At 57.9% G+C, this 24,163-nt stretch carries 22 protein-coding genes; 14 read left to right on the forward strand and 8 right to left on the reverse strand.

What is annotated here, in order from left to right:
• Positions 1 to 30 precede the first annotated feature (30 nt).
• Entirely contained in the window at positions 31 to 462 is a 432-nt protein-coding gene (locus tag ACR0A1_RS09570) for a DUF1489 domain-containing protein (RefSeq protein ID WP_170646619.1), read from the forward strand.
• On the opposite strand, the gene hisG is transcribed toward ACR0A1_RS09570, so the two are convergent.
• Genes hisG through hisS form a run of 3 tightly spaced genes read right to left on the reverse strand, consistent with a single transcriptional unit; the run spans position 459 to position 3,736 of the window.
• Positions 459 to 1,148 carry an ATP phosphoribosyltransferase gene (gene hisG / locus ACR0A1_RS09575; RefSeq protein WP_170401909.1) on the reverse strand — a complete coding sequence of 230 codons (690 nt, stop codon included), beginning with the start codon at positions 1,146 to 1,148 and terminating at the stop codon, positions 459 to 461. The two genes, ACR0A1_RS09570 and hisG, sit on opposite strands and share 4 nt — an antisense overlap.
• Positions 1,145 to 2,233 carry an ATP phosphoribosyltransferase regulatory subunit gene (locus ACR0A1_RS09580; protein WP_170392482.1) on the reverse strand — a complete coding sequence of 363 codons (1,089 nt, stop codon included), beginning with the start codon at positions 2,231 to 2,233 and terminating at the stop codon, positions 1,145 to 1,147. The genes hisG and ACR0A1_RS09580 overlap by 4 nt, the downstream gene beginning before the upstream one ends.
• 3 nt (positions 2,234 to 2,236) lie before the next feature.
• Positions 2,237 to 3,736 (reverse strand): histidine--tRNA ligase, encoded by a 1,500-nt coding sequence (gene hisS, locus ACR0A1_RS09585; RefSeq protein ID WP_170661760.1) that lies wholly within the window; start codon positions 3,734 to 3,736, stop codon positions 2,237 to 2,239.
• 125 nt (positions 3,737 to 3,861) lie between these two features.
• Between hisS and ACR0A1_RS09590 the strand changes: the two genes are divergently transcribed.
• Both ACR0A1_RS09590 and ACR0A1_RS09595 read left to right on the forward strand, forming a co-directional pair.
• Entirely contained in the window at positions 3,862 to 4,056 is a 195-nt protein-coding gene (locus ACR0A1_RS09590; RefSeq protein WP_170392484.1) for a SlyX family protein, read from the forward strand.
• A gap of 10 nt (positions 4,057 to 4,066) precedes the next feature.
• Positions 4,067 to 4,753, forward strand: coding sequence for an imm11 family protein (locus ACR0A1_RS09595; protein ID WP_170625175.1), 687 nt, complete (start codon positions 4,067 to 4,069; stop codon positions 4,751 to 4,753).
• Positions 4,754 to 4,776: 23 nt separating this feature from the next.
• On the opposite strand, the gene ACR0A1_RS09600 is transcribed toward ACR0A1_RS09595, so the two are convergent.
• The 3 genes from ACR0A1_RS09600 to dnaE all read right to left on the reverse strand — a co-directional run bounded on the left by ACR0A1_RS09600 (position 4,777) and on the right by dnaE (position 8,950).
• Positions 4,777 to 5,148, reverse strand: a complete 372-nt coding sequence (locus ACR0A1_RS09600) for a YmgD family protein (protein WP_170625174.1) — start codon at positions 5,146 to 5,148, stop codon at positions 4,777 to 4,779.
• A gap of 2 nt (positions 5,149 to 5,150) precedes the next feature.
• A complete protein-coding gene (locus tag ACR0A1_RS09605) occupies positions 5,151 to 5,363 on the reverse strand; it encodes a YMGG-like glycine zipper-containing protein (protein WP_170392486.1) in 213 nt (70 codons plus the stop codon).
• Positions 5,364 to 5,449: 86 nt separating this feature from the next.
• On the reverse strand, positions 5,450 to 8,950 hold the full coding sequence (gene dnaE / locus ACR0A1_RS09610) for a DNA polymerase III subunit alpha (protein WP_480867236.1): 3,501 nt from the start codon (positions 8,948 to 8,950) through the stop codon (positions 5,450 to 5,452).
• Between the two features lie 342 nt (positions 8,951 to 9,292).
• Between dnaE and xdhA the strand changes: the two genes are divergently transcribed.
• The 8 genes from xdhA (at position 9,293) to ACR0A1_RS09650 (ending at position 19,950) form a co-directional block, all read left to right on the forward strand.
• A complete protein-coding gene (gene xdhA, locus ACR0A1_RS09615; RefSeq protein WP_480867238.1) occupies positions 9,293 to 10,654 on the forward strand; it encodes a xanthine dehydrogenase small subunit in 1,362 nt (453 codons plus the stop codon).
• On the forward strand, positions 10,651 to 13,053 hold the full coding sequence (gene xdhB / locus ACR0A1_RS09620; RefSeq protein ID WP_480867240.1) for a xanthine dehydrogenase molybdopterin binding subunit: 2,403 nt from the start codon (positions 10,651 to 10,653) through the stop codon (positions 13,051 to 13,053). Before xdhA ends, xdhB begins: the two co-directional genes overlap by 4 nt.
• Entirely contained in the window at positions 13,053 to 13,988 is a 936-nt protein-coding gene (gene xdhC, locus ACR0A1_RS09625) for a xanthine dehydrogenase accessory protein XdhC (RefSeq protein ID WP_170646625.1), read from the forward strand. Before xdhB ends, xdhC begins: the two co-directional genes overlap by 1 nt.
• Positions 13,985 to 15,502: an ABC transporter ATP-binding protein gene (locus ACR0A1_RS09630; RefSeq protein WP_170420509.1), complete on the forward strand. Its 1,518-nt coding sequence runs from the start codon at positions 13,985 to 13,987 to the stop codon at positions 15,500 to 15,502. The genes xdhC and ACR0A1_RS09630 overlap by 4 nt, the downstream gene beginning before the upstream one ends.
• 38 nt (positions 15,503 to 15,540) lie before the next feature.
• A complete protein-coding gene (locus ACR0A1_RS09635) occupies positions 15,541 to 16,623 on the forward strand; it encodes an ABC transporter permease (protein WP_170392492.1) in 1,083 nt (360 codons plus the stop codon).
• A gap of 1 nt (position 16,624) precedes the next feature.
• Complete coding sequence (locus ACR0A1_RS09640) at positions 16,625 to 17,545, forward strand: ABC transporter permease (protein WP_170392493.1); 921 nt, start codon at positions 16,625 to 16,627, stop codon at positions 17,543 to 17,545.
• Between the two features lie 34 nt (positions 17,546 to 17,579).
• Entirely contained in the window at positions 17,580 to 18,653 is a 1,074-nt protein-coding gene (locus ACR0A1_RS09645; RefSeq protein WP_170392494.1) for a BMP family ABC transporter substrate-binding protein, read from the forward strand.
• A 106-nt stretch (positions 18,654 to 18,759) separates the two neighbouring features.
• Positions 18,760 to 19,950 carry a S41 family peptidase gene (locus ACR0A1_RS09650; RefSeq protein WP_480867243.1) on the forward strand — a complete coding sequence of 397 codons (1,191 nt, stop codon included), beginning with the start codon at positions 18,760 to 18,762 and terminating at the stop codon, positions 19,948 to 19,950.
• A 195-nt stretch (positions 19,951 to 20,145) separates the two neighbouring features.
• Here ACR0A1_RS09650 and ACR0A1_RS09655 read toward each other — a convergent pair whose 3' ends face one another.
• Together ACR0A1_RS09655 and ACR0A1_RS09660 are read right to left on the reverse strand one after the other, a co-directional pair.
• Positions 20,146 to 21,378, reverse strand: a complete 1,233-nt coding sequence (locus tag ACR0A1_RS09655; protein WP_170392496.1) for an HlyD family secretion protein — start codon at positions 21,376 to 21,378, stop codon at positions 20,146 to 20,148.
• Between the two features lie 3 nt (positions 21,379 to 21,381).
• Positions 21,382 to 21,792: a hypothetical protein gene (locus ACR0A1_RS09660; RefSeq protein ID WP_170392922.1), complete on the reverse strand. Its 411-nt coding sequence runs from the start codon at positions 21,790 to 21,792 to the stop codon at positions 21,382 to 21,384.
• A gap of 203 nt (positions 21,793 to 21,995) precedes the next feature.
• On the opposite strand from ACR0A1_RS09660, the gene ACR0A1_RS09665 reads away from it, so the two are divergent.
• From ACR0A1_RS09665 to ACR0A1_RS09675, 3 genes are all read left to right on the forward strand, one after another.
• Positions 21,996 to 23,057 (forward strand): NAD(P)/FAD-dependent oxidoreductase, encoded by a 1,062-nt coding sequence (locus ACR0A1_RS09665; RefSeq protein ID WP_480867245.1) that lies wholly within the window; start codon positions 21,996 to 21,998, stop codon positions 23,055 to 23,057.
• A 2-nt stretch (positions 23,058 to 23,059) separates the two neighbouring features.
• Positions 23,060 to 23,713, forward strand: coding sequence for a DUF938 domain-containing protein (locus ACR0A1_RS09670; protein WP_480734665.1), 654 nt, complete (start codon positions 23,060 to 23,062; stop codon positions 23,711 to 23,713).
• 72 nt (positions 23,714 to 23,785) lie between these two features.
• Positions 23,786 to 24,121, forward strand: coding sequence for a carboxymuconolactone decarboxylase family protein (locus ACR0A1_RS09675; RefSeq protein ID WP_480814314.1), 336 nt, complete (start codon positions 23,786 to 23,788; stop codon positions 24,119 to 24,121).
• The last annotated feature ends 42 nt before the right edge of the window (positions 24,122 to 24,163 follow it).

Here is a 24,163-nt window from a genome sequence, read left to right on the forward strand (position 1 = left end):
TCACCCTTGGGACGACTCTGTGGGAAAGCTGTGGATAAGTACGTAAACCTCATCAAACTTTCGGTTGGGTCAGAAAGCGTCGACACGCTGATGGCATGGCAAGACAGCCGCAAACCACTCTATGAGGACGGATACCCGCGCCACGTCACCCGCATGTGGCCCAAGCGCGACGCTGAAATTCTGAATGGCGGGTCGATCTATTGGGTGATCAAAGGTATGGTCCAGTGCCGTCAGCGCATCCTGCGGCTGGATGAAGTCCGTGGTGAGGATGGCATCCGCCGCTGCGCCATCGTCCTGGACCCCGAGGTACACAGAACGCAGAACGCTCTGAAGCGTCCATTCCAGGGCTGGCGGTATCTCAAGCCTGAGGACACCCCTGCCGACTTGCCTAAAAATCGCGAGCAGGACGATGCCCTGCCCGACGATCTGAACCGCGCATTAGCGGAAATTGGGGTGCTTTAGGCCAACCTGTCCAGCAGCTCATTCAAAGCCGTCTTTTCAGCCGCATCGTATTTGGCCACGCGGCTGCGCCACAGCGTGGCCTGCGATTGCAGGATCAACCCATCCGACAGGATTTTCAGGTGGTTCGCCCGCAGTGTTTCCCCGGTCGAGGTGATATCGGCAATCGCCTCGGCTGTCTCATTCACCACCGTCCCCTCGGTTGCGCCCTGGCTGTCGACCAGCGTGTAATCGGCCACTCCCGCTTCGGTCAGGAATTCGCGGACCAGACGATGGTACTTGGTAGCGATGCGCAGCCGGTGGCCATGCGCCCTGCGAAAACCTGCCGCCGCCGCATCCAGATCATCCAGAGTGTCCACGTCGACCCAGCAGGCTGGGGTTGCAATGATAAGGTCCGCCTTGCCGAACCCCAAAGGTGCAACCTCTTCCACCTGCTGTTCCCAGCGCGGCAGCTTTTCATGCACAAGATCGATGCCGGTCACGCCCAAATGAATGCGTCCCGCCGCCAGCTCGCGCGGAATCTCTCCTGCAGACAATAGGATCAGCGAGACGCCACCAATCCCATCAACCTTGCCCGCGTATTCCCGGTCTGATCCGCTGCGCGACAGTGTAATGCCGCGCTTTTCAAACCATGCAAAGGTCTTGTCCATCAACCGGCCCTTCGAGGGCACACCGAGTTTCAGGCTCATTGCGCAGCCTCCTCGATTTCGAGCATCAGGTCCGGGCGGATCACGCCGCCAATTGCCGGAATCTCGGCTCCACCACCCAATTGCCTGGTCAGCGCATCATAGCGCCCACCGGTCGCGACCGGTGGCAGATCAGGGCGGCCTTCGGCATAAAAGCCGAATACAAACCCGTCGTAGTACTCCATCGAGGTCCTGCCATAAGACGCCTCAAAATCCAGTGTATCCACATCTACGCCCCGCGCTTGCAGGGCTGCGATACGAGCCTCCAAACGATCCAAAGCAGATGTGATCTGTGGCAGATCAACCGCAATGTCACGCAGTTGTTCCAGCGCGAAAGGCATGGTTTCTCGCACATTAAGTAGCGTCTCCAAACCGGCCAGTTCATTGTCCGAGATCGGCGGCGCAGCGCGGTCTTCGCGCAGGGCATCAATCCGTTCGAGAATTTCGGGCGTACGGCGCTTGCCTATCATGGGCACGTCAATCGCCAATGGGTCGACCGCGTCAAGCAGAGCATCGCGCCCCTCGAGACTAGCTTTGCGTCCGGCATATCGGTCCAGCAAAACGCGGAACCGGCGAGGCCGCCAGAGATGCCGCATCAGTGCAGCCTTACGACGACTAGTGGTCTTGAGACCCCCGACCGCGGCGATCAGAATACCGATATCACCTGTCGCTGCCCGCAAAGGCAGCCCGCGCAATTGCAGGGCAAATAACGAAAACACCTCGGCATCGGCTCCGGCGGGGTCTTCGCGATCAAATACTTCGTAGCCGACTTGGATATACTCATTAGCACGATCCGGATCGTGTTCCTGACGGCGGAACACTTCGCCGGAATAGGTGTATCTTGCTGGTTCAGCCCCGTCGGACATGTGCATCTGCACCACCGGCAGGGTGAAATCCGGGCGCAGCATCTGCTCACCCCGCAGCGCGTCCGAGGTTACGTAAGCACGGGCGCGGATATCTTCTCCATAGAGGTCCAGCAGCGTCCCGGCTGGCTGCAGCAGAGGCGTATCAACCACCTGCGCGCCCGCCGCCTCGAACCGGACACGCATCATGGCGGCGCGGGCCTGTATTTGGGAACGGTTCGGCATGGGTCAGTCCTGATTGTCCAGAATCTCGCGCACCTTAGCGACCAGATCGCCGCGGGGCACTTCGAACTGGCTGGGCCGTTCTTTCCATTCCTCAAGCGTGGCGCTTTCGGCAATCTTGGCGCCAAGGATCAGGTCCTTGATCTGTACAATCCCATTTGCCTTTTCGTCACCGCCTTCGATCACCGCAATTGGAGAGTTCCGCTTGTCCGCATATTTCAGTTGGTTGCCAAAGTTCTTGGGGTTGCCCAAGTAGACCTCGGCCCGGATTCCGGCATTGCGCAGTTCTGCCACCATCGCCTGGTAGTCCGCCATGCGATCGCGGTCCATCACGGTCACAACCACTGGGCCGGTGGCCTGCGCCGCGATCCGCCCCTTTTCGCGCAAAGCGGCCAGCAATCGGTCAACACCGATGGAGATGCCGGTCGCGGGTACTTCCTGTCCGGTAAACCGCTTGACCAGATCATCATAGCGACCACCACCCGAGACCGACCCGAATTGCCGCTTGCGGCCCTTCTCGTCGTATATTTCGAAGGTCAGTTCGGCCTCATAGACCGGCCCGGTGTAATAGCCGAGGCCACGCACGACCGAAGGATCAATCTCGATCCGGTCCGAACCATACCCGCCTGCATCCAGCAGCGCACCAATCTGCTCCAACTCAGCGATCCCGTCCGCACCGATCTTGCTGTCACCCACAGCGGCGCGCAGGTTGGCCAGCGTTCCGGCGGTATCTGCAGCTTTAGAAGTCAGGAAGGCAATCACCGGCTCGGCCTGATCACCGCTAAGACCAACACCATCGATAAAAGCGCCAGAGGCATCCAATCGGCCTTTGGTCAAAAGCTCACGCACACCAGCCTCGCCCACCTTGTCGAACTTGTCGATCGTGCGCAGAACATTATCTCGGGCGGCGGCGTCTTCACCCAAACCCATCGCTTCGAGCACACCATTCAGAACCTTACGGTTGTTGACCCGCACCAGATAGTCACCGCGCGGGATTCCAACGGTTTCCAGCGTGTCCGACAGCATAGCGCAAATCTCGGCATCCGCAGCCATTGAGGCCGTGCCCACCGTATCCGCATCGCACTGATAAAACTGGCGATACCGCCCCGGCCCCGGCTTCTCGTTCCGCCAGACCGGACCCATCGCATAGCGGCGATAAGGCGTCGGCAGATCGTTGCGGTGCTGCGCATAGACACGGGCCAAAGGCGCAGTCAGGTCATAGCGCAGGGCCATCCAGTCGCCCCCGGAACCTTTTGAGCCGCCTTCGTCAAATTCCTGCCATGCAAATACGCCCTCGTTCGGGCGGTCCACGTCGGGCAGGAACTTGCCCAACGCCTCAACCGTTTCAACCGCGCTGCTTTCCAAGGCATCGAACCCGTAACGATGATACACACCCGCAATCGTCCGCAGCATCTCGGTGCGCTGCGTGACTTCCTCGCCGAAATAGTCACGGAACCCTTTCGGCGTTACGGCCTTGGGGCGGGGCTGTTTCTTGGGCTTGGCCATGTGGGGCGTCCTTGGGATTTAGTGTTCCGCGCGCGGTCTATCCCATGGCCCGCATCGGAGCAAGGCGGGGTTTCTCTGGCCAGGGCGTCACAGGGTCGCTATGAGACGCCTATAAGGAGAGCCCCATGCAGCATCTGGAAGAGCAGATCGCCCATCTGACCCGCACGGTCGAAGAGCTGAACTCGGTCGTCACAAACCAACAGAACGAGATCGACCGCCTGACCCGCCGCGTCGAGATGTTGCTGCAGCGTGAAGCAGAACGCGCGCAGGAAGGTTCAGGCGGAGTTGTGTTCGGAGACGAACGCCCGCCGCATTACTGAGGGCAAGCTGATGGCGAGTGAGGACAGCAACGCGCAATGCGTGTGGATTGCTACGACGGTGAACAATATCAACGTCATAGAGGGTGTATCGCGCAGAGAATACACAGACAATTGGCGGAAAAAACAATCTGCCGAAGACGTCGAATGGTCGAAGAGCATCCTCCGTCAAGCCTCTCAAAGCTGGAAACGCGGTGATCTGCTGACCAAAGAACAGGTTGGTAGCGTTTATCATTACAATTCTAAAGCCGAGTATTATACGGCTCCATTCATCAATGGCGGTGGCAAGCCTATGGTTTCCCAATCCGCCAAATCCGTTCTGGAACAGTTCGATCTGGGGGACACGGTATTTCATCCGTTGACGCTGATGGATTCAACTGAAAACCATCTGACCACGTCCGAGCGGTATTACTTTCTGAACGTGTGCAACAAACGACCCATGGGTAATTATGATGTGCTGGGCCCGGAGGGGGATGTTCGGTCACCACTTAGCAATCGCTATGGTCGAACCTACCTTCCTAGAAGCAGTCAAGAAACCAAACTGGTAGTCATACCCGAAGCGTTGGGCGGACCGGACATCTGGCTGGACCCGAAAGTTCCAAAACTCTTCTTTTTGTCCGACCGTCTCGTCTCAGGCCTGAAAGCGGCCCAGATGGACAACGGCTGGGGCCTCATTCGTTGCCCGGTTGGCAGACTTTAGCGCCCGCAATAACCAGCGCTCGCTTACATCCCCAACGTCGATTTCACCGCGTTATCGACCACACCGCCCAGAAGGGCGTTCTTGTCGGCGGCACAGCCCTCGGACAGAGCGGCGATGAAGGCTTCGCGCAGTTGGGCCTTTTCCTCGTCAGTGGCCGCGTGATCTTCGATATTGATCTGCCGATTATAGAGTGACAAGGCCGTCATCTTTCCTACGACTTCGACAACAAAGGCTTCGTCCCCGTCGGCCGCTTCGGCGATCGAGGCGCATGTATAGTGCATCATAGGCAGGACGTCTTGCACCATCTGCTCAGCAGCCTCATCCGCGAAAGCAAACGTCGGAATAACAAACAGCGTGGCGCAGAAGGAAGATTTGATGGGATTTTTCAACATCATGATCACTTCCAGTTATGTCCGATTATCGCACCGGCCACCCCACCGACCGCAGCCCCTTTACCATCGCCTACCAGCGCGCCAACGCCCGCGCCGACCAAGGCCCCGGTAAGAGTGTTCTTCTTCTTTTTGTCGTCTGCATGTACCGCAGTGGCCAATGCCAGTGAACATGCTGCGGCAAGTGTAAATATCCTGAAAACATTGCCTGAACTTGCCATTTCGGAACCCTCCTGTGAAATGACCTTTGAGGATGTTCACCCAGCCTAGCGGGGTCCATCGCGTGTGGCAACATTACGGTTCGGGATCAGATTTCTTCGATCTCCGATATCCCCTCGAGCGACTTCAGCGCGCCTTTGATTTCTGGGTTGATCGGAAATTCCCGGCCCAGATCCATCTCGACCTCGCCCGGCAGTCCGGGATCGAATAGGCAAACATAAACAGGTCCCTTGGCCACCCTTTTGGCTGAAGCCTCTGCGCCGTCCAGTACCGTGGCCATGTTCGGCAAAACCTTCGAATCCTCGACAAACACACGCAAACCCGTCGCACCCGCATCGGCCACAACTGTATCAATCGGACCAACGGAACGGCCCAGCAGTTTCAGCTGATCGGCCTCCATGGTCGCTTCGGCCGTCAGTACCACCTGTGCGCCGGTTTCCAGAAACTCTCGGGATTTCTCCAGTGTTTCCGAGAATAACGTGACCTCGAATGCCCCAGTCGGATCAGAGAGCTGCGCAAAAGCAAACCGATTGCCACGCGCTGATTTCCTTTCCTGCCGACCTGCAACGACTCCGGCCATCTTAGCGATAAATGGTCCAGAGCGCGCCTTTTCAGTCACCTGGTCCAGTGTCAGCACCTGTTTGCGCTTCAGGGCCGGCATATAGTCATCCAGCGGATGGCCAGACAGGTAGAATCCGATGGCCTTGAATTCCTCGCTTAGGCGTTCGGCAGGTAGCCAATCAGGCGAAGGGGACAGACGCGGTTCGGGCAGGTCATCGCCTGCCTCGCCAAACAGGGAAACTTGGTTGGAATTCTTCTGCTCGTGAATCGCCGCCGAATACTGAACCAACGGATCAAGGCTTTCAAACACACGGCGACGATTTTTATCGAGCTCGTCAAAGGCACCGGCGCGAGCCAGCATCTCAAGCGGGCGTTTGCCGACCTTCTTCAGGTCAACACGGCGGGCGAAGTCGAACAGGTTTACGAAAGGCTTTTCGCCACGCCCCTCAACCACAAGATTCATTGCCTCGACGCCTACGTTCTTGAGCGCGCCCAGCGCATAGACCAAATGCCCATCGGCCACATCAAAGGTCGCTTGGGATCGATTTACGCACGGCGGAACATAGGGCAGCTGCAGCCCCTTGCGGACTTCCTCAAAATAGATCGCGAGCTTGTCGGTCAGATGGATATCGCAGTTCATGACACCTGCCATGAACTCGACCGGGTGGTTCGCCTTTAGCCAGCCGGTTTGATAGCTGACCACCGCATAGGCGGCGGCGTGGGATTTGTTGAAGCCATAGTTGGCGAACTTGTCCAGCAGGTTCCAGACTTCGGTCGCCTTGGCCTCATCCACATTGTTTTCGGCAGCACCTTTGAGGAACTTGGGCCGCTCTGCATCCATCGCCTCCTGAATTTTCTTACCCATCGCGCGGCGCAGCAAGTCCGCGCCCCCAAGGCTGTAACCCGCCATTTCCTGCGCGATCTGCATCACCTGTTCCTGATAGACGATGATGCCCTGCGTCTCATCCAAGATATGGTCGATGGACGGGTGCAGCGTATCGCGTTCGCTAAGCTTGTTCTTGACCTCGCAGAACTTGGGGATGTTCTCCATCGGGCCGGGTCGATAAAGCGCGACGAGGGCGATGATATCCTCGATACAATCCGGCTTCATCCGCTTGAGCGCATCCATCATGCCCGAGGATTCAACCTGGAACACCGCCACCGTCTTGGCCGCCGAATAGAGTTTGTACGTCGCCTCGTCATCCAGCGGGATGGCGTTGATCTGATTTATTGCCCCTTCGGCGGGTTCATAGAGTTCCGTGCCATCGGGAGCTATGTGAAGGTCACGCCCTGACTTAAAGATCAAATCCATCGCGTTCTGGATCACGGTCAGTGTTTTCAGACCCAGGAAATCGAACTTTACAAGCCCGGCCTGTTCAACCCATTTCATGTTGAATTGGGTCGCAGGCATGTCCGAACGCGGGTCCTGGTATATTGGAACCAGTGCATCCAGCGGCCGGTCTCCGATCACCACGCCGGCAGCGTGTGTCGAGGCGTTGCGCAGCAGCCCCTCGACTTGCTGGCCATATGTGAGCAGACGGTCCACGACCTCTTCATTGCGTGCCTCTTCCCGCAGGCGCGGCTCATCCTTCAGCGCCTTTTCGATGGAAACGGGTTTGACGCCTTCGACTGGGATCATCTTGGACAGGCGATCAACCTGCCCGTATGGCATCTGCAATACACGCCCAATATCGCGCACAGCCGCCTTCGACAGCAAGGCACCGAAGGTGATGATCTGCCCCACTTTGTCGCGCCCGTATTTCTGCTGCACGTAGCGGATAACCTCTTCACGGCGATCCATGCAGAAGTCGATATCGAAGTCGGGCATAGAAACCCGCTCGGGGTTCAGAAACCGTTCAAACAGAAGCGAATACCGCAGCGGATCAAGGTCGGTAATCGTCAACGCATAAGCCACCAGTGATCCCGCACCCGAGCCTCGCCCCGGACCCACCGGAATGTCATGATCCTTAGCCCACTGGATAAAGTCGGCAACGATCAGGAAATAGCCGGGGAAGCCCATCCCTTCGATGATGCCAAGTTCGAAATCCAGTCGTTCCTGATATTCTTCAGGTGTCACGGCGTGCGGGATCACGGCCAGACGTTTTTGCAGACCCTCGTTGGCGATGCGACGCAGTTCGGCGACCTCATCATCTGCAAACTTCGGCAGGATCGGGTCGCGGCGATAGGCCATGAAGGCGCAGCGTTGCGCGATTTCAACCGTATTCTCGACGGCTTCGGGCAGATCGGCGAACAGCGTCACCATCTCCTGCTGCGACTTGAAATAGTGCTGCGCGGTCAGACGTCGGCGACCGTCCTGCTGGTCGACATAAGCCCCCTCGGCGATACAGATCAGCGCGTCGTGGGCCTCGTACATGTCCGAAGTCGGAAAATAGACGTCATTGGTGGCCACCAGCGGCAGGTTCTTGTCATACGCCATCTCGACATGACCGCGCTCGGTCAAGCGCTCGGCCTCAGGTTGACCTCCTTCGCCAGGGTGACGCTGCAACTCAACATAAAGGCGATCCGGGAAAATCGCGGACAAACGATCCACCAAAGCCTCGGCAGCAGGGCGCTGACCTTGCTGTAACAGCAACCCTACGGGCCCGTCTGGACCGCCGGTTAAGCAGATCAAATCATCTGATCGTTCCGCCAATTCGTCCAAAGTGACCTGCGGCAACTGCCCGCTTTTGTCTACATACAGGCAGGAACTGAGCTTCATCAGATTCTCATATCCCACCTCGGATTGTGCCAGCAGCACCAGCGGCGCGGGTGCTTTGGGCTTTTCTCCCGGCTGCGCCTGAACGTAACTGAGATCGACCTGACAGCCCATGATCGGTTGCACACCTGCCCCGCTGGCGGTGACCGAAAACTCTAAGGCCGAGAACATTGAATTGGTATCCGTCACCGCGACGGCGGGCATCTCCATCTTCTGGCACAGGTCCGGCAGCTTCTTCAGCCGCACGGCGCCTTCCAGCAACGAATATTCAGTGTGAACGCGGAGGTGAATGAATCGGGGGGAACTGCTCATACAGGCTAAGCTATCTCAGCCAGCGATGTTGCAAAAGCGGGAACCGGCACCATCGAATGCCGAAAAAATCATCGGTGATTATTCGGCTTTTTCAGAAGGTGCTTCGGGCGTAGGAACGCACACCTTCCCAAAAAGTGTTTATTTTCAATTTATTAAGTTTCACACATACACGACAATCATGGGCCGCTCGGGTGCAATGGTGTATCATATAGGCAGTTTTTCTTGCCAGATAAGGTGCGCTGTTTCTAACATCTGACGGCAAGCTACCGCCCGCCACTCTTTCTACGTCGCATCGAAGGAGGGCCGAACGGGCGCAACCGGGTAACGCGACGGGTTTCTCGAATGAACATCACGTTTCTTCTGAACGGAGAGACAGTGGAGCTGCCGGATGTCGATCCGACGGCCACCCTACTGGACTGGCTGCGTGAAGATCGCGGTCTGACAGGCACCAAAGAAGGCTGCAACGAAGGCGATTGCGGCGCGTGCACGGTCATGGTGACGGACGAAGACGGTGCAAAAGCTCTGAACTCCTGCATCCTGTTCTTGCCCCAGCTGCATGGCAAAGCGGTTCGAACAGTCGAAGGGGCAAGCGGCCCGGATGGCGAAGCACATCCCGTTCAACAGGCAATGGTTGACTTGCACGGTTCGCAATGCGGTTTTTGCACTCCGGGTTTTGTCATGTCGATGGTCGCCAGCCATGCGACGGGCGCCACGGATCATGACACCCAGCTTGCCGGAAACCTGTGCCGCTGCACTGGCTATGCACCGATTATTCGCGCCGCGAAAGCGGTCGAGGACCGTCCCGTGCCAGTCTGGGTCAAAGACAAGCCACTCGCATCTTCTGCTGCGTCGCGCATGCTGCCTGAATCTTCCGATGAACTGGCAGCTGTATATGTTGAAAACCCGGATGCCACGCTGGTTGCCGGAGCAACAGATGTCGGCCTGTGGGTGACAAAGCAACTGCGCGACCTGGCTCCAGTAATCTTCCTCAACCGTTGCGATGATCTCAAACAAATCACCATCACCGACGATGAAATTCGCTTTGGCGCAATGGTCGACATGAATCGGATGGGTGAGGCTCTGGCCGATCTTCACCCCTCTTACGCCGAAATGATCCGCCGCTACGCCAGTGTACAGGTGCGCCATGCTGCAACGGTGGGCGGCAACATAGCCAATGGCTCGCCCATTGGGGACAACCCGCCTGCGCTGATTGCTCTGGACGCAACCCTTCATCTGCGCAAAGGCGACACCCGTCGGTCCCTTCCGCTGGAAGAGTTCTTTATCGACTATGGCAAACAGGACCGCGTTCCCGGTGAATTCGTCGAAGCTGTCAGCTTCCCCCGTCAGCTGGATCGCCTGAAGGCCTATAAACTCAGCAAGCGGTTCGATCAGGACATCTCGGCCGTCTGCGGGTGTTTCAACATCACCGTCTCGGGCGGCATCGTCACGCAGGCGCGCATCGCGTTCGGCGGCATGGCCGGCATCCCGAAACGGGCAACCCATGTCGAGGCCGCATTGGTCGGTAAACCTTGGGCGCGCGAGACGATTGACGCCGCGCTGCCTGCCTTTGCTGACGATTATTCACCACTCACGGACATGCGCGCCTCGGCCACCTATCGACTGGAAACCGCCAAAGCGATGCTCGAAAGATACTTCTTGGAAGATCAGGGCGAAGTGACCAATGTGCTGGAGGTATCGGCATGAGCGTGACCAAACCCCTCCCCCACGACGCAGCACCGCTGCACGTTTCAGGAACCGCGCGGTATGTGGACGATATCCCGACACCCAGGGACAGTTTGCATCTGGCTTTTGGCCTCAGCCCGATTGCCAAAGGCAAGATCACCGCAATCGACCTGTCTGCGGTGAGGGCCGCCGAGGGCGTCGTGATGGTTATGGCTGCGGATGATCTGCCCTTCGCCAACGACGTATCGCCTTCGATCCATGATGAACCGCTGCTGTCGGACGGAACGGTCCACTATATCGGCCAGCCGGTGTTTCTGGTCATCGCCAGCAGCCATCTGGCCGCCCGCAAGGCGGCCCGTTTGGGCAAGATCGACTACGCCGAGGAAACCCCGATCCTAACCGTCGAAGAGGCTCTGACCGCCGACAGTCGGTTCGAAGACGGCCCGCGCATCTATGCCAAAGGCAATGCTGATGCGGCTATTGCAGGATCCGCCCATGTGATCGAAGGGTCATTCGAGCTTGGCGGGCAGGAGCATTTCTATCTGGAAGGTCAGGCCGCTTTGGCCGTGCCGAATGAAGGCGCGGATATGCTGGTTCACAGCTCGACCCAGCACCCGACCGAGATCCAACACAAGGTGGCCGATGCGTTGGGCGTTCCGATGCACGCCGTCAGGGTCGAGACGCGCCGTATGGGCGGCGGTTTTGGCGGCAAGGAAAGCCAGGGCAATGCGCTGGCCGTTGCTTGCGCGGTGGCCGCTCGCGCAACTGGCAAGGCGTGCAAGATGCGCTATGACCGCGACGATGATATGACCATCACCGGCAAACGCCACGCGTTCCGCATCGCCTATAAGGCCGGATTTGACGAGAACGGCCATATTCAGGGCGTCTCGTTCCACCACTACGTCATCTGCGGCTGGGCGCAGGACTTGTCCCTGCCCGTCGCCGACCGCGCGATGCTGCATTCGGACAATGCCTATCTGTTTCCAAATGCACGGATCGAAAGCCACCGGCTGAAGACCAACACCCAATCCGCCACCGCTTATCGCGGCTTCGGCGGCCCGCAGGGCATGGTTGGCATCGAACGCGTGATGGACCACGCCGCGTATGAGCTGGGTCTGGACCCGGTGGAACTGCGCCGCCGAAACTACTACGAACCGGCCCATGCGATTGCCGAGATCACGCCGTCCGAAAAGCCTTTGGGTCATCCCGACCCGCATGAGGACCTAACAAGCCGCGGCGCGGTCGAAACCGGGGACGCCCCCGTGCGCCCTCTGCCCGCTGGTGGCAATACCACACCCTACGGAATGGAGGTCAGCGATTTCGAATTGCACGGGATGACTCAGGCCCTACTGAAATCCAGCGATTACGAAACCCGCAAGGCCGCCATTGCGAAATGGAACGCCGAGAACAGCGTGATCAAGAAGGGCATTGCCTTCTCTCCGGTCAAGTTCGGGATTTCCTTCACGCTGACCCACCTGAATCAGGCAGGCGCTTTGGTGCATGTGTATCAGGATGGCTCGGTCCATCTGAACCACGGCGGCACCGAGATGGGTCAGGGTCTGTTCCAGAAGGTCGCGCAGGTGGCGGCTTCGCGCTTTGGCATCCCCCTGGAGATGGTCAAAATCACCGCCACGGATACGGCCAAGGTGCCGAACACTTCGGCCACGGCAGCATCCTCGGGCAGTGACCTGAATGGCATGGCCGTGAAGGCGGCCTGCGATACGATCCGCGATCGAATGGCGGACTATCTGGCCGAGCGGCATCAGGCCGATCCGTCGACTGTCACCTTCTCTGATGGCCATGTTTCGGTTGGCGCCGAACGCTACACCTTCGCTGAAGCTGCGGCGCTGGTCTATCAGGGTCGGATCAGCCTGTCGGCGACCGGTTTCTACAAGACACCCAAGATCGAATGGGACCGGATCGCCGGACGAGGCCGTCCGTTCTTCTACTTCGCCTACGGAGCGTCGGTCACCGAAGTGGCCGTCGACACTCTGACTGGTGAGAACCGCATTCTGCGCACCGATATCCTGCATGATGCCGGTGCTTCGTTGAACCCGGCGTTGGATATCGGGCAGGTCGAAGGCGGTTATGTGCAAGGCGCGGGCTGGCTAACGACCGAGGAACTGGTCTGGGACGGCACGGGCAACCTGCGCACACACGCACCCTCGACCTACAAGATCCCCGCCTGCTCAGATCGACCCGACGTGTTCAACGTCGCACTCTGGGATGCCGAAAACCGTGAGGACACGATCTATCGTTCGAAAGCGGTGGGCGAACCGCCGTTCATGCTGGGTATTTCAGCATGGCTGGCCCTGTCGAATGCGGTCGCGGCCTGTGGAGAGGCCTACCCCGCTCTTGATGCACCAGCCACGGCTGAAGAAGTTTGGCGCGGCGTCCAAAAGATGAAGGGAGGCATCTGATGGGATTTGACTTGGAGGCTTTGAGGGAGGCGGTCAAAACCCACGGAACAGTGGTCCGGGTGGTCATCGCCGGCATCAAAGGGTCGTCTCCACGTGAAGTGGGGGCCGCGATGCTAGTCTGGAAGGACGGGCAAAGTGGCACCATCGGTGGAGGCACGTTGGAGTATCAGGCAGCCGAAGCTGCGCGATCCCAAACCACCGCCACCCGACTAACGCATCACGCTCTTGGCCCCGACATGGGGCAATGCTGCGGCGGTGCAGTTTCATTGCTGAGTGAAGTATTTGATCATGAAGCGCTGAATGCACTGGACGATACCGTCATCGCGCGTTCGGCCTCGGGCGGAGAGATGCCGCTATCGGTCAAACGTCGGCTGGCGGCAGCGCGAGGACAGGGTGTCGCGCCCGAGCCCCAACTGATCGAAGGTTGGATGGTCGAACCCGTTCACAAACCGACGCGTAATCTGTGGATCTGGGGCGCAGGCCATGTAGGCCGGGCGCTGGTGGACGTTTTGTCCCCCCTACCCGATCTGGCAATCACCTGGGTCGATACCGGACCCGAGCGGTTTCCCGATGTGGTTCCAACCGGTGTAACCCCGGTTCCGACCGCAAAACCCGCCGAGCTGGTTCGCCACGCGCCAACCGATGCCGAGCATCTGGTGCTGACCTATTCGCACAATCTGGATCTGGAACTGTGCAACCGGCTGCTTTCGCACAATTTCCTCTTTGCGGGGCTTATCGGCTCGGCTACGAAATGGGCGCGATTCCGGTCGCGACTTGCAGCCCTTGGGCATCCGCCCGAGCGGATCAGCCGGATCACCTGTCCGATCGGCGATCCAGGCTTGGGCAAACACCCGCAGATGATCGCCGTTGGCGTGGCAGCGCAACTGTTACGCCCCGCCCGACAGAACGAATTGAAGAAGGACCTGAGCGCGTGACCACTCCACTTCTGAGCTTGCAAGGGCTGACCAAAGCCTATCCCGGCGTCGTGGCCAATGATCAGGTGTCCTTTGACATCGGTGAAGGCGAAGTTCACGCGCTGCTGGGCGAGAACGGCGCGGGCAAATCCACGCTTGTCAAAATGATCTATGGGCTGGTGAAACCCGACAGCGGCACCATGCTGCTGCGAGGGCAGCCCTATGCACCGCCTGAACCGCGCGCCGCCCGCGCAGACGGGATCGCGATGGTGTTCCAGCATTTTTCGCTATTCGATGCGTTGAACGTCGCCGAGAATATCGCTCTGGGGATGGAGAACCCGCCCCCAATGGGTGATCTGGCCTCGCGTATCCGCGAAGTATCCGAAACCTACGGCCTGCCCTTGGACCCCTTCCGCACGGTTGGCGATCTGTCTGCAGGTGAGCGTCAGCGGGTCGAAATCATCCGCTGCCTGCTGCAGGACCCAAAGTTGCTGATCATGGACGAGCCGACCTCGGTTCTGACGCCGCAAGAGGTTGAAATCCTTTTCGAAACGCTGAACAAATTGCGCTCGGAAGGGACATCGATCCTGTATATCTCGCACAAGCTGGAAGAGATTCGAACGCTATGCGACCACGCCACGATTCTGCGGCTGGGTAAGAATGTGGGCGAATGTGTACCAGCTGAAACCTCAGCGCGCGATATGGCTGAGATGATGGTGGGCTCGACCCTGCAGACACCTGAACGTTCCGGCCGGGAGTTCGGTGACGTTGCGCTGGATGTCAGCGGATTGTCAGTGCCGTCGCCGTCGGAATTCGGAACTGCGCTTCGCAACGTCCACATGACCGTCCGCAAGGGCGAGGTTCTGGGGATCGGGGGTGTCGCGGGGAACGGTCAGGATGAATTGCTGGGTGTGCTTTCTGGCGAAATTCCGACCACCGCAGATGCGATCAAATTCAACGGTCAACCCATCGGCAAACTCGGCCCGACCGCGCGGCGTAAGCTGGGCGTGTTGACCGCGCCCGAAGAACGGCTGGGCCACGCGGCTGCCCCTGATATGAGCCTGACCGAAAACGCTCTGCTGACTGGGTCGGTCCGCGAGGGGCTGGAGAATAACGGCTTTCTGAAGTGGTCCGAGACCAAGAGCTTTGCCGAAAAGATCATTAGCGCCTTTGACGTGCGTACGCCGGGTCCTGAAAATGCCGCCCGGTCGCTGTCGGGCGGGAACCTGCAGAAGTTCGTGATTGGTCGCGAAGTGCTGCAAAACCCGGATGTTCTGGTCGTGAACCAGCCGACTTGGGGCGTGGATGCGGCGGCGGCGGCTTCGATCCGGCAGGCCATTCTGGATCTGGCGGCCAAGGGAACTGCGGTCATCTGTATCTCGCAAGACCTCGATGAACTGATGGAAATCTCAGACAGCTTTGCCGCCTTGAACGAAGGGCGACTAAGCGCCCCGCGTGAAACCACGGGTCTGACGGTCGATGAGATCGGCCTGATGATGGGCGGCGCGCATGGCATGGAGGTGGCCCATGTCTAAACATTTAAAAGAAAAGAGAAACGCGGGGGTATGAGCAAATGATTGTGTTGGAGAAACGGCCTCAGCCGTCCAAGGCGTGGTCTTATGCCACCCCTCTGGTCGCAGTCCTGGCGACGATGGTTTTTGGTGGCATCCTGTTCGCCATTCTGGGCAAAAACCCGGTCGAGGCTATTGGAACCATTTTCTGGGAACCCCTGTTTGGCGAGTTCGCCTTCTATTATCGGCCGCAATTGCTGGTTAAGGGCGCGCCCCTGGTTTTGATCGCCATCGGCCTGTCTTTAGGCTTCCGCGCCGGTATCTGGAATATCGGGGCCGAGGGTCAGTACATTATGGGGGCCATTTTCGGTGCGGGCGCTGGTCTGGCATTCTATCCGCTGGATGCATTCTACATCTTTCCGATCATGGTGATTGCAGGCGCGTTTGGCGGCTGGCTATGGGCAATGATCCCAGCCTTCCTGAAAGTGCGCTTCGGTACCAATGAAATCCTTGTGTCGCTGATGTTGGTCTATGTGGCCGAACAGATGCTGGCCTCGGTCTCGCTAGGCCTGCTGAAGAATCCCGAAGGGTTCGGCTTTCCCGGTTCGCGCAATCTGCAATCCTACGACAGCGCGTATAATGCCGAGCTGATTGCGGGTTCAGGCATGCACTGGGGCGTAGTCACTGCCCTGATCGCTGTTATCTTTGCATATGTCTTGCTGAACCGGCACATGCTGGGCTTCCACATCCGCCTGACAGGTGAGGCCCCGCGTGCGGCGAAGTTCGCTGGTGTAAACCCTGCCCGCCTGATCTTGTTCTGTCTGGGTCTGGCCGGCGCGCTGGCCGGTCTTGCGGGGATGTTCGAAGTCTCGGGTCCTGCGGGTGTGGTCAGCATCGACTTCAACGTCGGCTATGGTTTTACCGCTATCATCGTGGCTTTCCTTGGCCGACTGCACCCGGTAGGCATCCTGCTGGCCGGAGGTCTGATGGCGTTGACTTATATTGGTGGTGAAATCGCCCAATCTCAGCTGGGTCTGCCCGCCGCAGCCATTCAGGTATTCCAGGGGATGCTTCTGTTCTTCCTGCTGGCATTTGATCTTCTGACAAACTACCGCATTCGTGCGGCCCGTAGCGAGGTAGCGTAATATGGACCTTGGTGAAATTAACCCCGTCCTTCTGGTCGCCTCGCTAATGGTGGCCGCAACCCCACTTTTGCTGGCCGCAATCGGAGAATTGGTGGTCGAAAAAGCAGGCGTCCTGAACCTCGGTGTCGAGGGCATGATGATCGTGGGCGCAATCAGCGGCTTCGCAATCTCGGTCGAGACCGGTTCGCCCTGGCTGGGCTTTATTGCGGCAGCAATCGGTGGCGCGGTGCTATCGCTGTTGTTTGTGCTGCTGACGCAGGTGGCGCTGGCCAATCAAGTTGCCAGCGGCCTGGCCCTAACACTGTTCGGCCTCGGGTTCAGCGCGCTGATGGGGCAGAGCTACGTAGGAATCAAGCCGCCCAGCATGGGTGAAATCCATATCCCTGTGATCAGCGATATCCCTGTTATTGGACCAATCCTGTTTCAGCACGACCCGATCCTCTACGTCGGAATTGCCCTGACGGCCGCCGTCTGGGCCACGCTGAAATACACACGCATCGGCCTGATATTGCGCGCCGTTGGCGAAAACCACGATGCGGCGCATGCGCTGGGCTACAAGGTCATCAAGATTCGCATCATGGCGATCCTGTTTGGTGGTGCTTGCGCTGGCTTGGGCGGCGCCTACATCAGCCTGATCCGCGTGCCGCAGTGGACCGAGGGCATGACTGCCGGTGTCGGCTGGATTGCCTTGGCGCTGGTGGTTTTTGCCAGCTGGAAACCATGGCGTGTCTTGCTGGGCGCCTATTTGTTCGGCGGCATCACTGTGTTGCAGCTTAATTTGCAGGCAGCGGGCGTTGCCATTCCTGTCGAGTATCTGGCAATGTCGCCCTACATCATCACGATCCTTGTGCTTGTGATCCTTTCGGCCGACAAGAGCAGCGCACCTGCCGCATTGGGCCGGACCTTCCATGCCTCGCACTAAGCGAGGCCAACTGAACCAACTTGGGGAGTAACACATGAAATTCACTACACTTTTGGCAAGCGCCGCAATGGCGCTGGGTCTGGCCTCGGGGGCCATGGCCCAAGACAAGACCAAAGTCGGCTTCGTCTATGTCGGCCCAGTGGGCGACGGCGGCTGGACCTATGAGCACAACAAGGGCCGTCTGGCCGTGGAAGAGCACTTTGGCGACAAGGTTGAAACCGTGTTCGTCGAGTCGGTGCCTGAGGGCCCAGATGCAGAACGCGTGATGACCCAGATGGCACTGGAAGGCGCGGACCTGATCTTCACCACCTCGTTCGGCTACATGGATCCGACCATCAATGTCGCGAAGAAATTCCCGGATGTGAAATTCGAGCACGCAACCGGCTACAAGACCGCCGACAACGTCTCGGTCTACTCGGCCCGCTTCTACGAAGGTCGCGCCGTTCAGGGTCACATCGCCGGGAAAATGACCGAGTCGAACATCATCGGCTATATCGGTTCCTATCCGATCCCTGAAGTGATCCGCGGCATCAACTCGGCATACATCCACGCCAAGAAGGTAAACCCCGACGTCGAGTTCAAGATCGTCTGGGCTTACACTTGGTTCGATCCTGCGAAAGAAGCTGACGCCGCCACAGTTTTGATCGAACAGGGCGCGGACGTGATCCTGCAGCACACTGACTCGACTGCACCGCAGGCAGCCGCGCAAGAGGCAGGAAACGTTGTCACCTTTGGCCAGGCCTCCGACATGAGCGAATACGCACCCTTCCCGCGTGTGTCTTCAATCATCGACGATTGGGCTCCCTACTACATCGCGCGGACCCAGGCCGTGATGGACGGAACATGGGAAAGTGCCAACACATGGGATGGCATCCGGGAAGGCATGGTAGCAATTGGTGAGATTTCGGACGCCGTTCCGGCTGATGTTAAAGAAGAAGCACTGGCGCTGAAAGCCGCGATGGCAGCCGGTGAATACCACCCCTTTACTGGCCCGCTGAAAAAGCAGGACGGCAGTGACTGGCTGGCCGAAGGCGAGACCGCCGATGACGGTACGCTGGCGGGCATGAATTTCTACGTTGAGGGGCTGGAAGGCGAAATTCCGCAGTAGAATTTGATCCGGAAACTAACAACAAGGCCCGCATGTTTTTGCGGGCCTTTTTAGTTGCCCTGAGCCCAATCTGGACATTGACGAGCGGCTATGCGCATCGTGAAACATGTCGCTCACGGAAGACCTGAACCAAATTTTAGAAACTGCCCTGCCGACCGATCCCAGTTTTCGACAGATCGAAAAGGCCGTGATTGACGACTGTATTGGTGAAACCCGGCAATATGCCTCAGAGGGCTCTGTCGAAGCCTTCCTGTTGTCAGCGATGCGTTTATTGGCACTTCCCGGCAATGGGCACACACGGCTGATCCCGAATGATGCGATCGCGGTGCTACCGCTGAGATTCGTGAGCGTTGGACGTTCCGTTCAATTCATCGACGCGGCGCCAGAGATAGCCGCACCGCGAGGAGAGTTGATAGCGGTCAACGGCTCAGCTTTGAGCCAGATTGAAGCTACTGCAGAGAAATTTCTGGCGGGAACGTGCCAAAGGAAACGGGTCATCGGCCCGATTCTACTGGCTTGGCCGTACGCTTTGGCACGTTTGGGTTTTTCGTCAAACGGCGGCATGACCGAGTACCGTGTGCAGGACGAAAATGGGCGGATAGCCAATCTGAAAGTGGCCAATGAACATACAGTTCCGGGATCGATGCTCTACCCGAGAAACGAGCACGGCAAGGCTGATCCAGCCTGGGAACCCGAGATATTTGTAGAGATAAAGGACTGGCAAGAGCTAGGGCTATCAATAGCGTTACCAAGCTTCTTTGATCCGAACGAAAATGCGCTGCCTAAAGCCATCTCAGCCGCGGTGGAATGCGTGCGCGCATCCTCGAACAAAACACTACTAATTGATGTTCGCGGAAACACTGGTGGCGACTTTCTTCTAACGATGCCCTTGATCGACGCGATCTCAGAAAGCGCAAACAAGCAGGTTGTTATGCTTGTCGATAAATTCACGTTTTCCGCAGCGATAGTGTTTGTAGCCATCCTCAAACATCGATTGGGAAACAGGCTCAAACTCATTGGTGAGGAAATGGGTGATGGGCTGATGTTCTTTGCCGAGGGCGGATTGCTCGAATTGTCGACCAGTGGAGCGGTCGTTCGATACTCATCAGCCTTTCACGACTGGAAGAATGGAACGACTGACGATACCACGCCGCCCGAAATCGCAAGAAAAATCGTTCCTGCGGGATCACTGAACTTGGATTTGGAATGGGTCGAAAGACCTGCAGTTGAGGATGCACCAACCGAGCTCCATCAACGGGTTCTCAAAAGCATGAGCAAATCGCTAAACAGCCGCTAAGTCCGCATAGCTGCATTCAAAGAAAGCAAATGCTGCACGCACGGCGAAGGTCTACTTGGTGGCCAGTCTTATTGGCGACCCAACACCATCGGACCGTGGGCAATATTAGCCACGAGCGTTTTGATACCCAGCTGTCGTCGGGTCAGGACTTCAAGCGATTGAATCGCCGCAATGGTTAGGTTCTAGGGCGTGAAATTAGTGTCCGCCCAGCACCAGAGTGTTCACTGGCATCAGGATCAGTCGCAGGCGCAGGCCTGCCGCATGAACGACGCCAATCGTGTCTACCACATGCAGGAACGATTTTTCCCAGAAGCCGAGGCTCTCATCCTCCAGCTTTGCATGATTATCCGTATAGATATTCGCCAGACAGTTGCTGCCTGGAGGCACATCATCGGCCATGCTTTTGTAGAGCGGTTCAAGGTAGACAAGGATCGAACCCGGATTGGTGTTGCTCTGCACGTCCCGCAACTCATCAGATGGCCTGATCTGCCCTGATGGGATCACATCCTGCACCTCGACGACAACCACCGGGATAACGGTAAAGGGCTTGGTCATGCAGCCCAATTCGCCAATCATACCCGGTTTGACCACCTGGGCCGAAAGCTGACTGAACGCCGCCTGGAATCGGTCATGTCCGGAGGAGGATGGCACCAGAATACCCGCCGGGCGCAGCAAAGGGCTGACATAGTCGCCGACCTGAAGCCCGAATTGTTCAACCCTGCCCGTCACTCCAGCGTTGACCACAGTCTTGTCCAACTCGGTCAATGCCGCATCCAGCTGCGCATTGGCACTGGCAAGTTGGGCCGGGATCAGCTCTTCGATTTGTTGTACAACCGCTGCGCGTTTTGAGACGGCTGCTTTGACCTGCGCTTCACGCTCGGCAACCAGATTTTCCAACCGATCAATCTCGGCCAAGCGCACCGCGCTGGATCCCTCGTCACGTAGGGTGGTATTGCGTTCCAGATCCTCGAGCGACTGATCCAGAGCTGCGCGCGCGCCAGCAATCCCGGCCTCAGCCTCGGCCAGATCGGTTTCCGCCACCTTCAACGAGGCTTGAACCTGAGCAATCTGGGCATGCGCCGCTTCGACCTGCGCGGTTTGCGTGAAGTCTTCGATCCGGAAAATCGGCTGTCCAGCTGTCACCTGCTCATTGTTGCGCACGTAGACTTCGGAAACGCGCCCCCCTAGCTGCGGCAGGATCGTTACCGTCCGGAAGTAGGAAGCCGCTGTTTTGCTGGACGGGTGAAAATAGAACAGCGTTGTGATAACGGTTAGCGCCAAAATAGCGCAAGTCGTCAGCCCCCAGCGCAACTCGTACCACATGGTGAACAGCGTGATCTCGTGTCCGATCCGTTTGCCCTGCACAAAGCGGCGAAACAGATAGTCAGGAAGCACGGTAATCAGGGCGCACAGCATCGTCTCGATCATTGTTCAGTGCCCCTGTGCTGCCGGTTCGGAGGGTTTGGATTGTTCGGGCTCAGTTTCCGGCTCAGGAGGGGGTGAAGCGTGTTCTTTGTCCTGCCCAGGCGCCAAAGATCGGATGGCATCGGCAATCGAGCGCAGCGGTGCCGCGAAATCAGGGAACTGGAACCCAGCCACAAGGATGGCGGCAACCCAGAAAAGGCCGTTATGCGTAAACAAAGCCAAAAGCGCCAGAATCCCAACCAATTGGAATTGCGGGTGATTGGTTTCATGCGCCATTTTTTCCGGGATCGAATGCAACGTAAAGTAGGCAACCCCGATCAGCACGACCATCCCGACGGTAAAAAACAACATGAAGGTGAAGAGGAAGTCGCTACCATCTGCTTGTGTCACATATGACGGAATGTGCCCCGTTGCCATCGGGTGAATATCTGCCGCGTTCACGTCCGCCTCCGAATCTTATGTTGTTTGCACTAAAAGCAGGCTGGCCGCCTACGATCAAGTTTCCATTGCGGTGGGCTTGTGTCTTTTCGTTTGGCAGTACGCGTGCCATGGTCCGCCAATGTCGCCAGTCAACTTACCACCGCCTCGATCACTTGGCGGCCGGAAACGGAACAAAACGCATGATTGATTTTCTGATAATCGGTGGCGGTGTCGCGGGGCTAAGCGCAGGTGCGCGCCTGTCAGAGCACGGCACAGTCACGGTGTTAGAGGCCGAGGACGGATTGGGATATCATACTTCGGGTCGTTCAGCTGCCCTGTTCGAAAAGGGTTACGGTCCAAACTCGGTCAAGGCATTGAACGAGGCAAGTGCTGCGTTTTTTGAAACAAATGCGTACCTCACACCACGCGGCCTGATGCTGATTGGCGGAAGGGATCAACAGGCGCTGTTTCAAAAAGACGCCCAAGATCTTGGTGTGCAAGAGATTTCGCCGGATGATGCCATCGGACACATTCCTGTCCTGAATGCTGAAACTGTCGGTTATGCAGCCATAAGTAATAGCGCATATGATATCGATACAGATCGTGTGCTGCAGGACTTTGCGCGAACCGTCCGCAAGAATGGCGGTTCAGTCCTGACCCGTCAGAGGGTCAGCAGCATCCGCAAATCGGTTCATTGGACCGTCGAAACCTCAGAATCCTTTGAGGCACGCAATCTGGTAAATGCCGCCGGAGCCTGGGTCGATGAGGTGGCGCAGATGGCAGGAATCTCCCCCATCGGGATCACACCTTACCGTCGATCGATTGCGCGCATCCCCGCACCGGGCGGACATGACCTGCGAAACTGGCCAATGATGCTGGGCGCAGGCGAGAGCTGGTACGCCAAACCTGATGCGGGCAAGCTACTGGTCTCGCCTTGCGAGGCGGACCCAACCACACCCCATGACGCTTACGCCGATGACATGGTTCTCGCAGAAGGACTGGCACGATACGAAGCGATGGTTACCGAAACTGTAACTCGGGTAGAAACCAATTGGGCGGGGTTACGCAGTTTTGTTGCCGATGGCACGCTGGTGCTCGGACCTGATCCAACCGATCCATCGTTTATCTGGTCGGCAGCACAGGGAGGGTATGGGTTTCAGACCGCTCCTGCTGCCTCGCAACTTGTGGCGGATCTTGTGACTGGCGCGTCGCCGCGCCTTGATGCGGCGATTGTGAAAGCGCTGACACCCGGTAGGCTGTAACGATGACAAAACGCAAACTGCCCTCAAATGCCAGCGTCGCCACCGAGGGCGACGGCAGCAAACTCGTCGCCCCAGCCGCCAGCCGAAACACGGTTGTGCTGTGCGATCTTCTGGCACGGGTCGCCCCGTCATCAGGACAGGCCCTGGAACTGGCCAGTGGAACCGGACAACACATTTCGGCCTTTGCCCAGCGGATGCCCGGGTTGCATTGGCAACCCAGCGAAGTCACCTCCGAACGGCGCGCCAGCATCGATGCGTACACCAAGGGTTTACCAAACACCGCCGCAGCCGTTCATCTGGATGCGACTGCGGAGGGTTGGCACAAATCAATGGCGCAGCAAGATTTGGTTTTACTGATCAACCTCTTGCACCTGATCAGTTTACCCGAGGCTGAAACCCTCGTTGCCGAAGCAGCGTGCGCTCTGAAAGCGGATGGGCGTTTGGTGCTTTATGGCCCTTTCAAACGTGACGGACACCTGACAAGCGATGGCGACCAGCGATTTCACGACGCACTGGTCCAACAAGACCCTGAGATCGGGTACAAAGACGACACACATATATTGTCTATGTTAAAGGACAACGCCCTCGAACTGGTCGAAATCGTAAAGATGCCTGCGAACAACTTGGCATTTGTCGCCCAAAAAACTGGAATCTGATCAGGATCAAAGTCTGCTTTGCTCTTCATCATTCATATGCAGATTATCATATGTATCAAGAAGGACGTGATAATGAGCTGGCAGGATTCACTGAACGAAACGCGCAAAAGCTTGCGTAACCTTAACGGAGCCATTCCTGATACTGCGCGTGCCTTCGGGGCGCTGGGAAAATCTGTCAAGGAAGGCGGGACGCTGGACTACAAAACCAAAGAGTTCATCGCGTTAGGCATGTCAATCGCAGTACGGTGTGAGCCTTGCATTACCCTGCATTCCGAGGCGTTGGCCAAGGCGGGAGCCACCCGCGATGAGGTTTCGGACGTTCTGGCAATGGCCATCCAGATGGGCGGTGGGCCGTCCATGATGTACGCCGCCAAGGCACTAGAATGCTTTGATGAATTGAGCGCATGAAAAAAGCCCACCGAGAGCGGGCTTTTGGTAGGCGGTGCTACG

This window comes from Ruegeria sp. D6, from assembly GCF_056534365.1.

Coding starts and splice junctions, on each gene's coding strand:
- hisG (WP_170401909.1), bottom strand. CDS start 1,148: ATGAGCCTGAAACTCGGTGTGCCCTCGAAGGGCCGGTTGATGGACAAG.
- ACR0A1_RS09580 (WP_170392482.1), bottom strand. CDS start 2,233: ATGCCGAACCGTTCCCAAATACAGGCCCGCGCCGCCATGATGCGTGTC.
- hisS (WP_170661760.1), bottom strand. CDS start 3,736: ATGGCCAAGCCCAAGAAACAGCCCCGCCCCAAGGCCGTAACGCCGAAA.
- ACR0A1_RS09590 (WP_170392484.1), top strand. CDS start 3,862: ATGCAGCATCTGGAAGAGCAGATCGCCCATCTGACCCGCACGGTCGAA.
- ACR0A1_RS09595 (WP_170625175.1), top strand. CDS start 4,067: ATGGCGAGTGAGGACAGCAACGCGCAATGCGTGTGGATTGCTACGACG.
- ACR0A1_RS09600 (WP_170625174.1), bottom strand. CDS start 5,148: ATGATGTTGAAAAATCCCATCAAATCTTCCTTCTGCGCCACGCTGTTT.
- ACR0A1_RS09605 (WP_170392486.1), bottom strand. CDS start 5,363: ATGGCAAGTTCAGGCAATGTTTTCAGGATATTTACACTTGCCGCAGCA.
- dnaE (WP_480867236.1), bottom strand. CDS start 8,950: ATGAGCAGTTCCCCCCGATTCATTCACCTCCGCGTTCACACTGAATAT.
- xdhA (WP_480867238.1), top strand. CDS start 9,293: ATGAACATCACGTTTCTTCTGAACGGAGAGACAGTGGAGCTGCCGGAT.
- xdhB (WP_480867240.1), top strand. CDS start 10,651: ATGAGCGTGACCAAACCCCTCCCCCACGACGCAGCACCGCTGCACGTT.
- xdhC (WP_170646625.1), top strand. CDS start 13,053: ATGGGATTTGACTTGGAGGCTTTGAGGGAGGCGGTCAAAACCCACGGA.
- ACR0A1_RS09635 (WP_170392492.1), top strand. CDS start 15,541: ATGATTGTGTTGGAGAAACGGCCTCAGCCGTCCAAGGCGTGGTCTTAT.
- ACR0A1_RS09640 (WP_170392493.1), top strand. CDS start 16,625: ATGGACCTTGGTGAAATTAACCCCGTCCTTCTGGTCGCCTCGCTAATG.
- ACR0A1_RS09645 (WP_170392494.1), top strand. CDS start 17,580: ATGAAATTCACTACACTTTTGGCAAGCGCCGCAATGGCGCTGGGTCTG.
- ACR0A1_RS09650 (WP_480867243.1), top strand. CDS start 18,760: ATGTCGCTCACGGAAGACCTGAACCAAATTTTAGAAACTGCCCTGCCG.
- ACR0A1_RS09655 (WP_170392496.1), bottom strand. CDS start 21,378: ATGATCGAGACGATGCTGTGCGCCCTGATTACCGTGCTTCCTGACTAT.
- ACR0A1_RS09660 (WP_170392922.1), bottom strand. CDS start 21,792: ATGGCAACGGGGCACATTCCGTCATATGTGACACAAGCAGATGGTAGC.
- ACR0A1_RS09665 (WP_480867245.1), top strand. CDS start 21,996: ATGATTGATTTTCTGATAATCGGTGGCGGTGTCGCGGGGCTAAGCGCA.
- ACR0A1_RS09670 (WP_480734665.1), top strand. CDS start 23,060: ATGACAAAACGCAAACTGCCCTCAAATGCCAGCGTCGCCACCGAGGGC.
- ACR0A1_RS09675 (WP_480814314.1), top strand. CDS start 23,786: ATGAGCTGGCAGGATTCACTGAACGAAACGCGCAAAAGCTTGCGTAAC.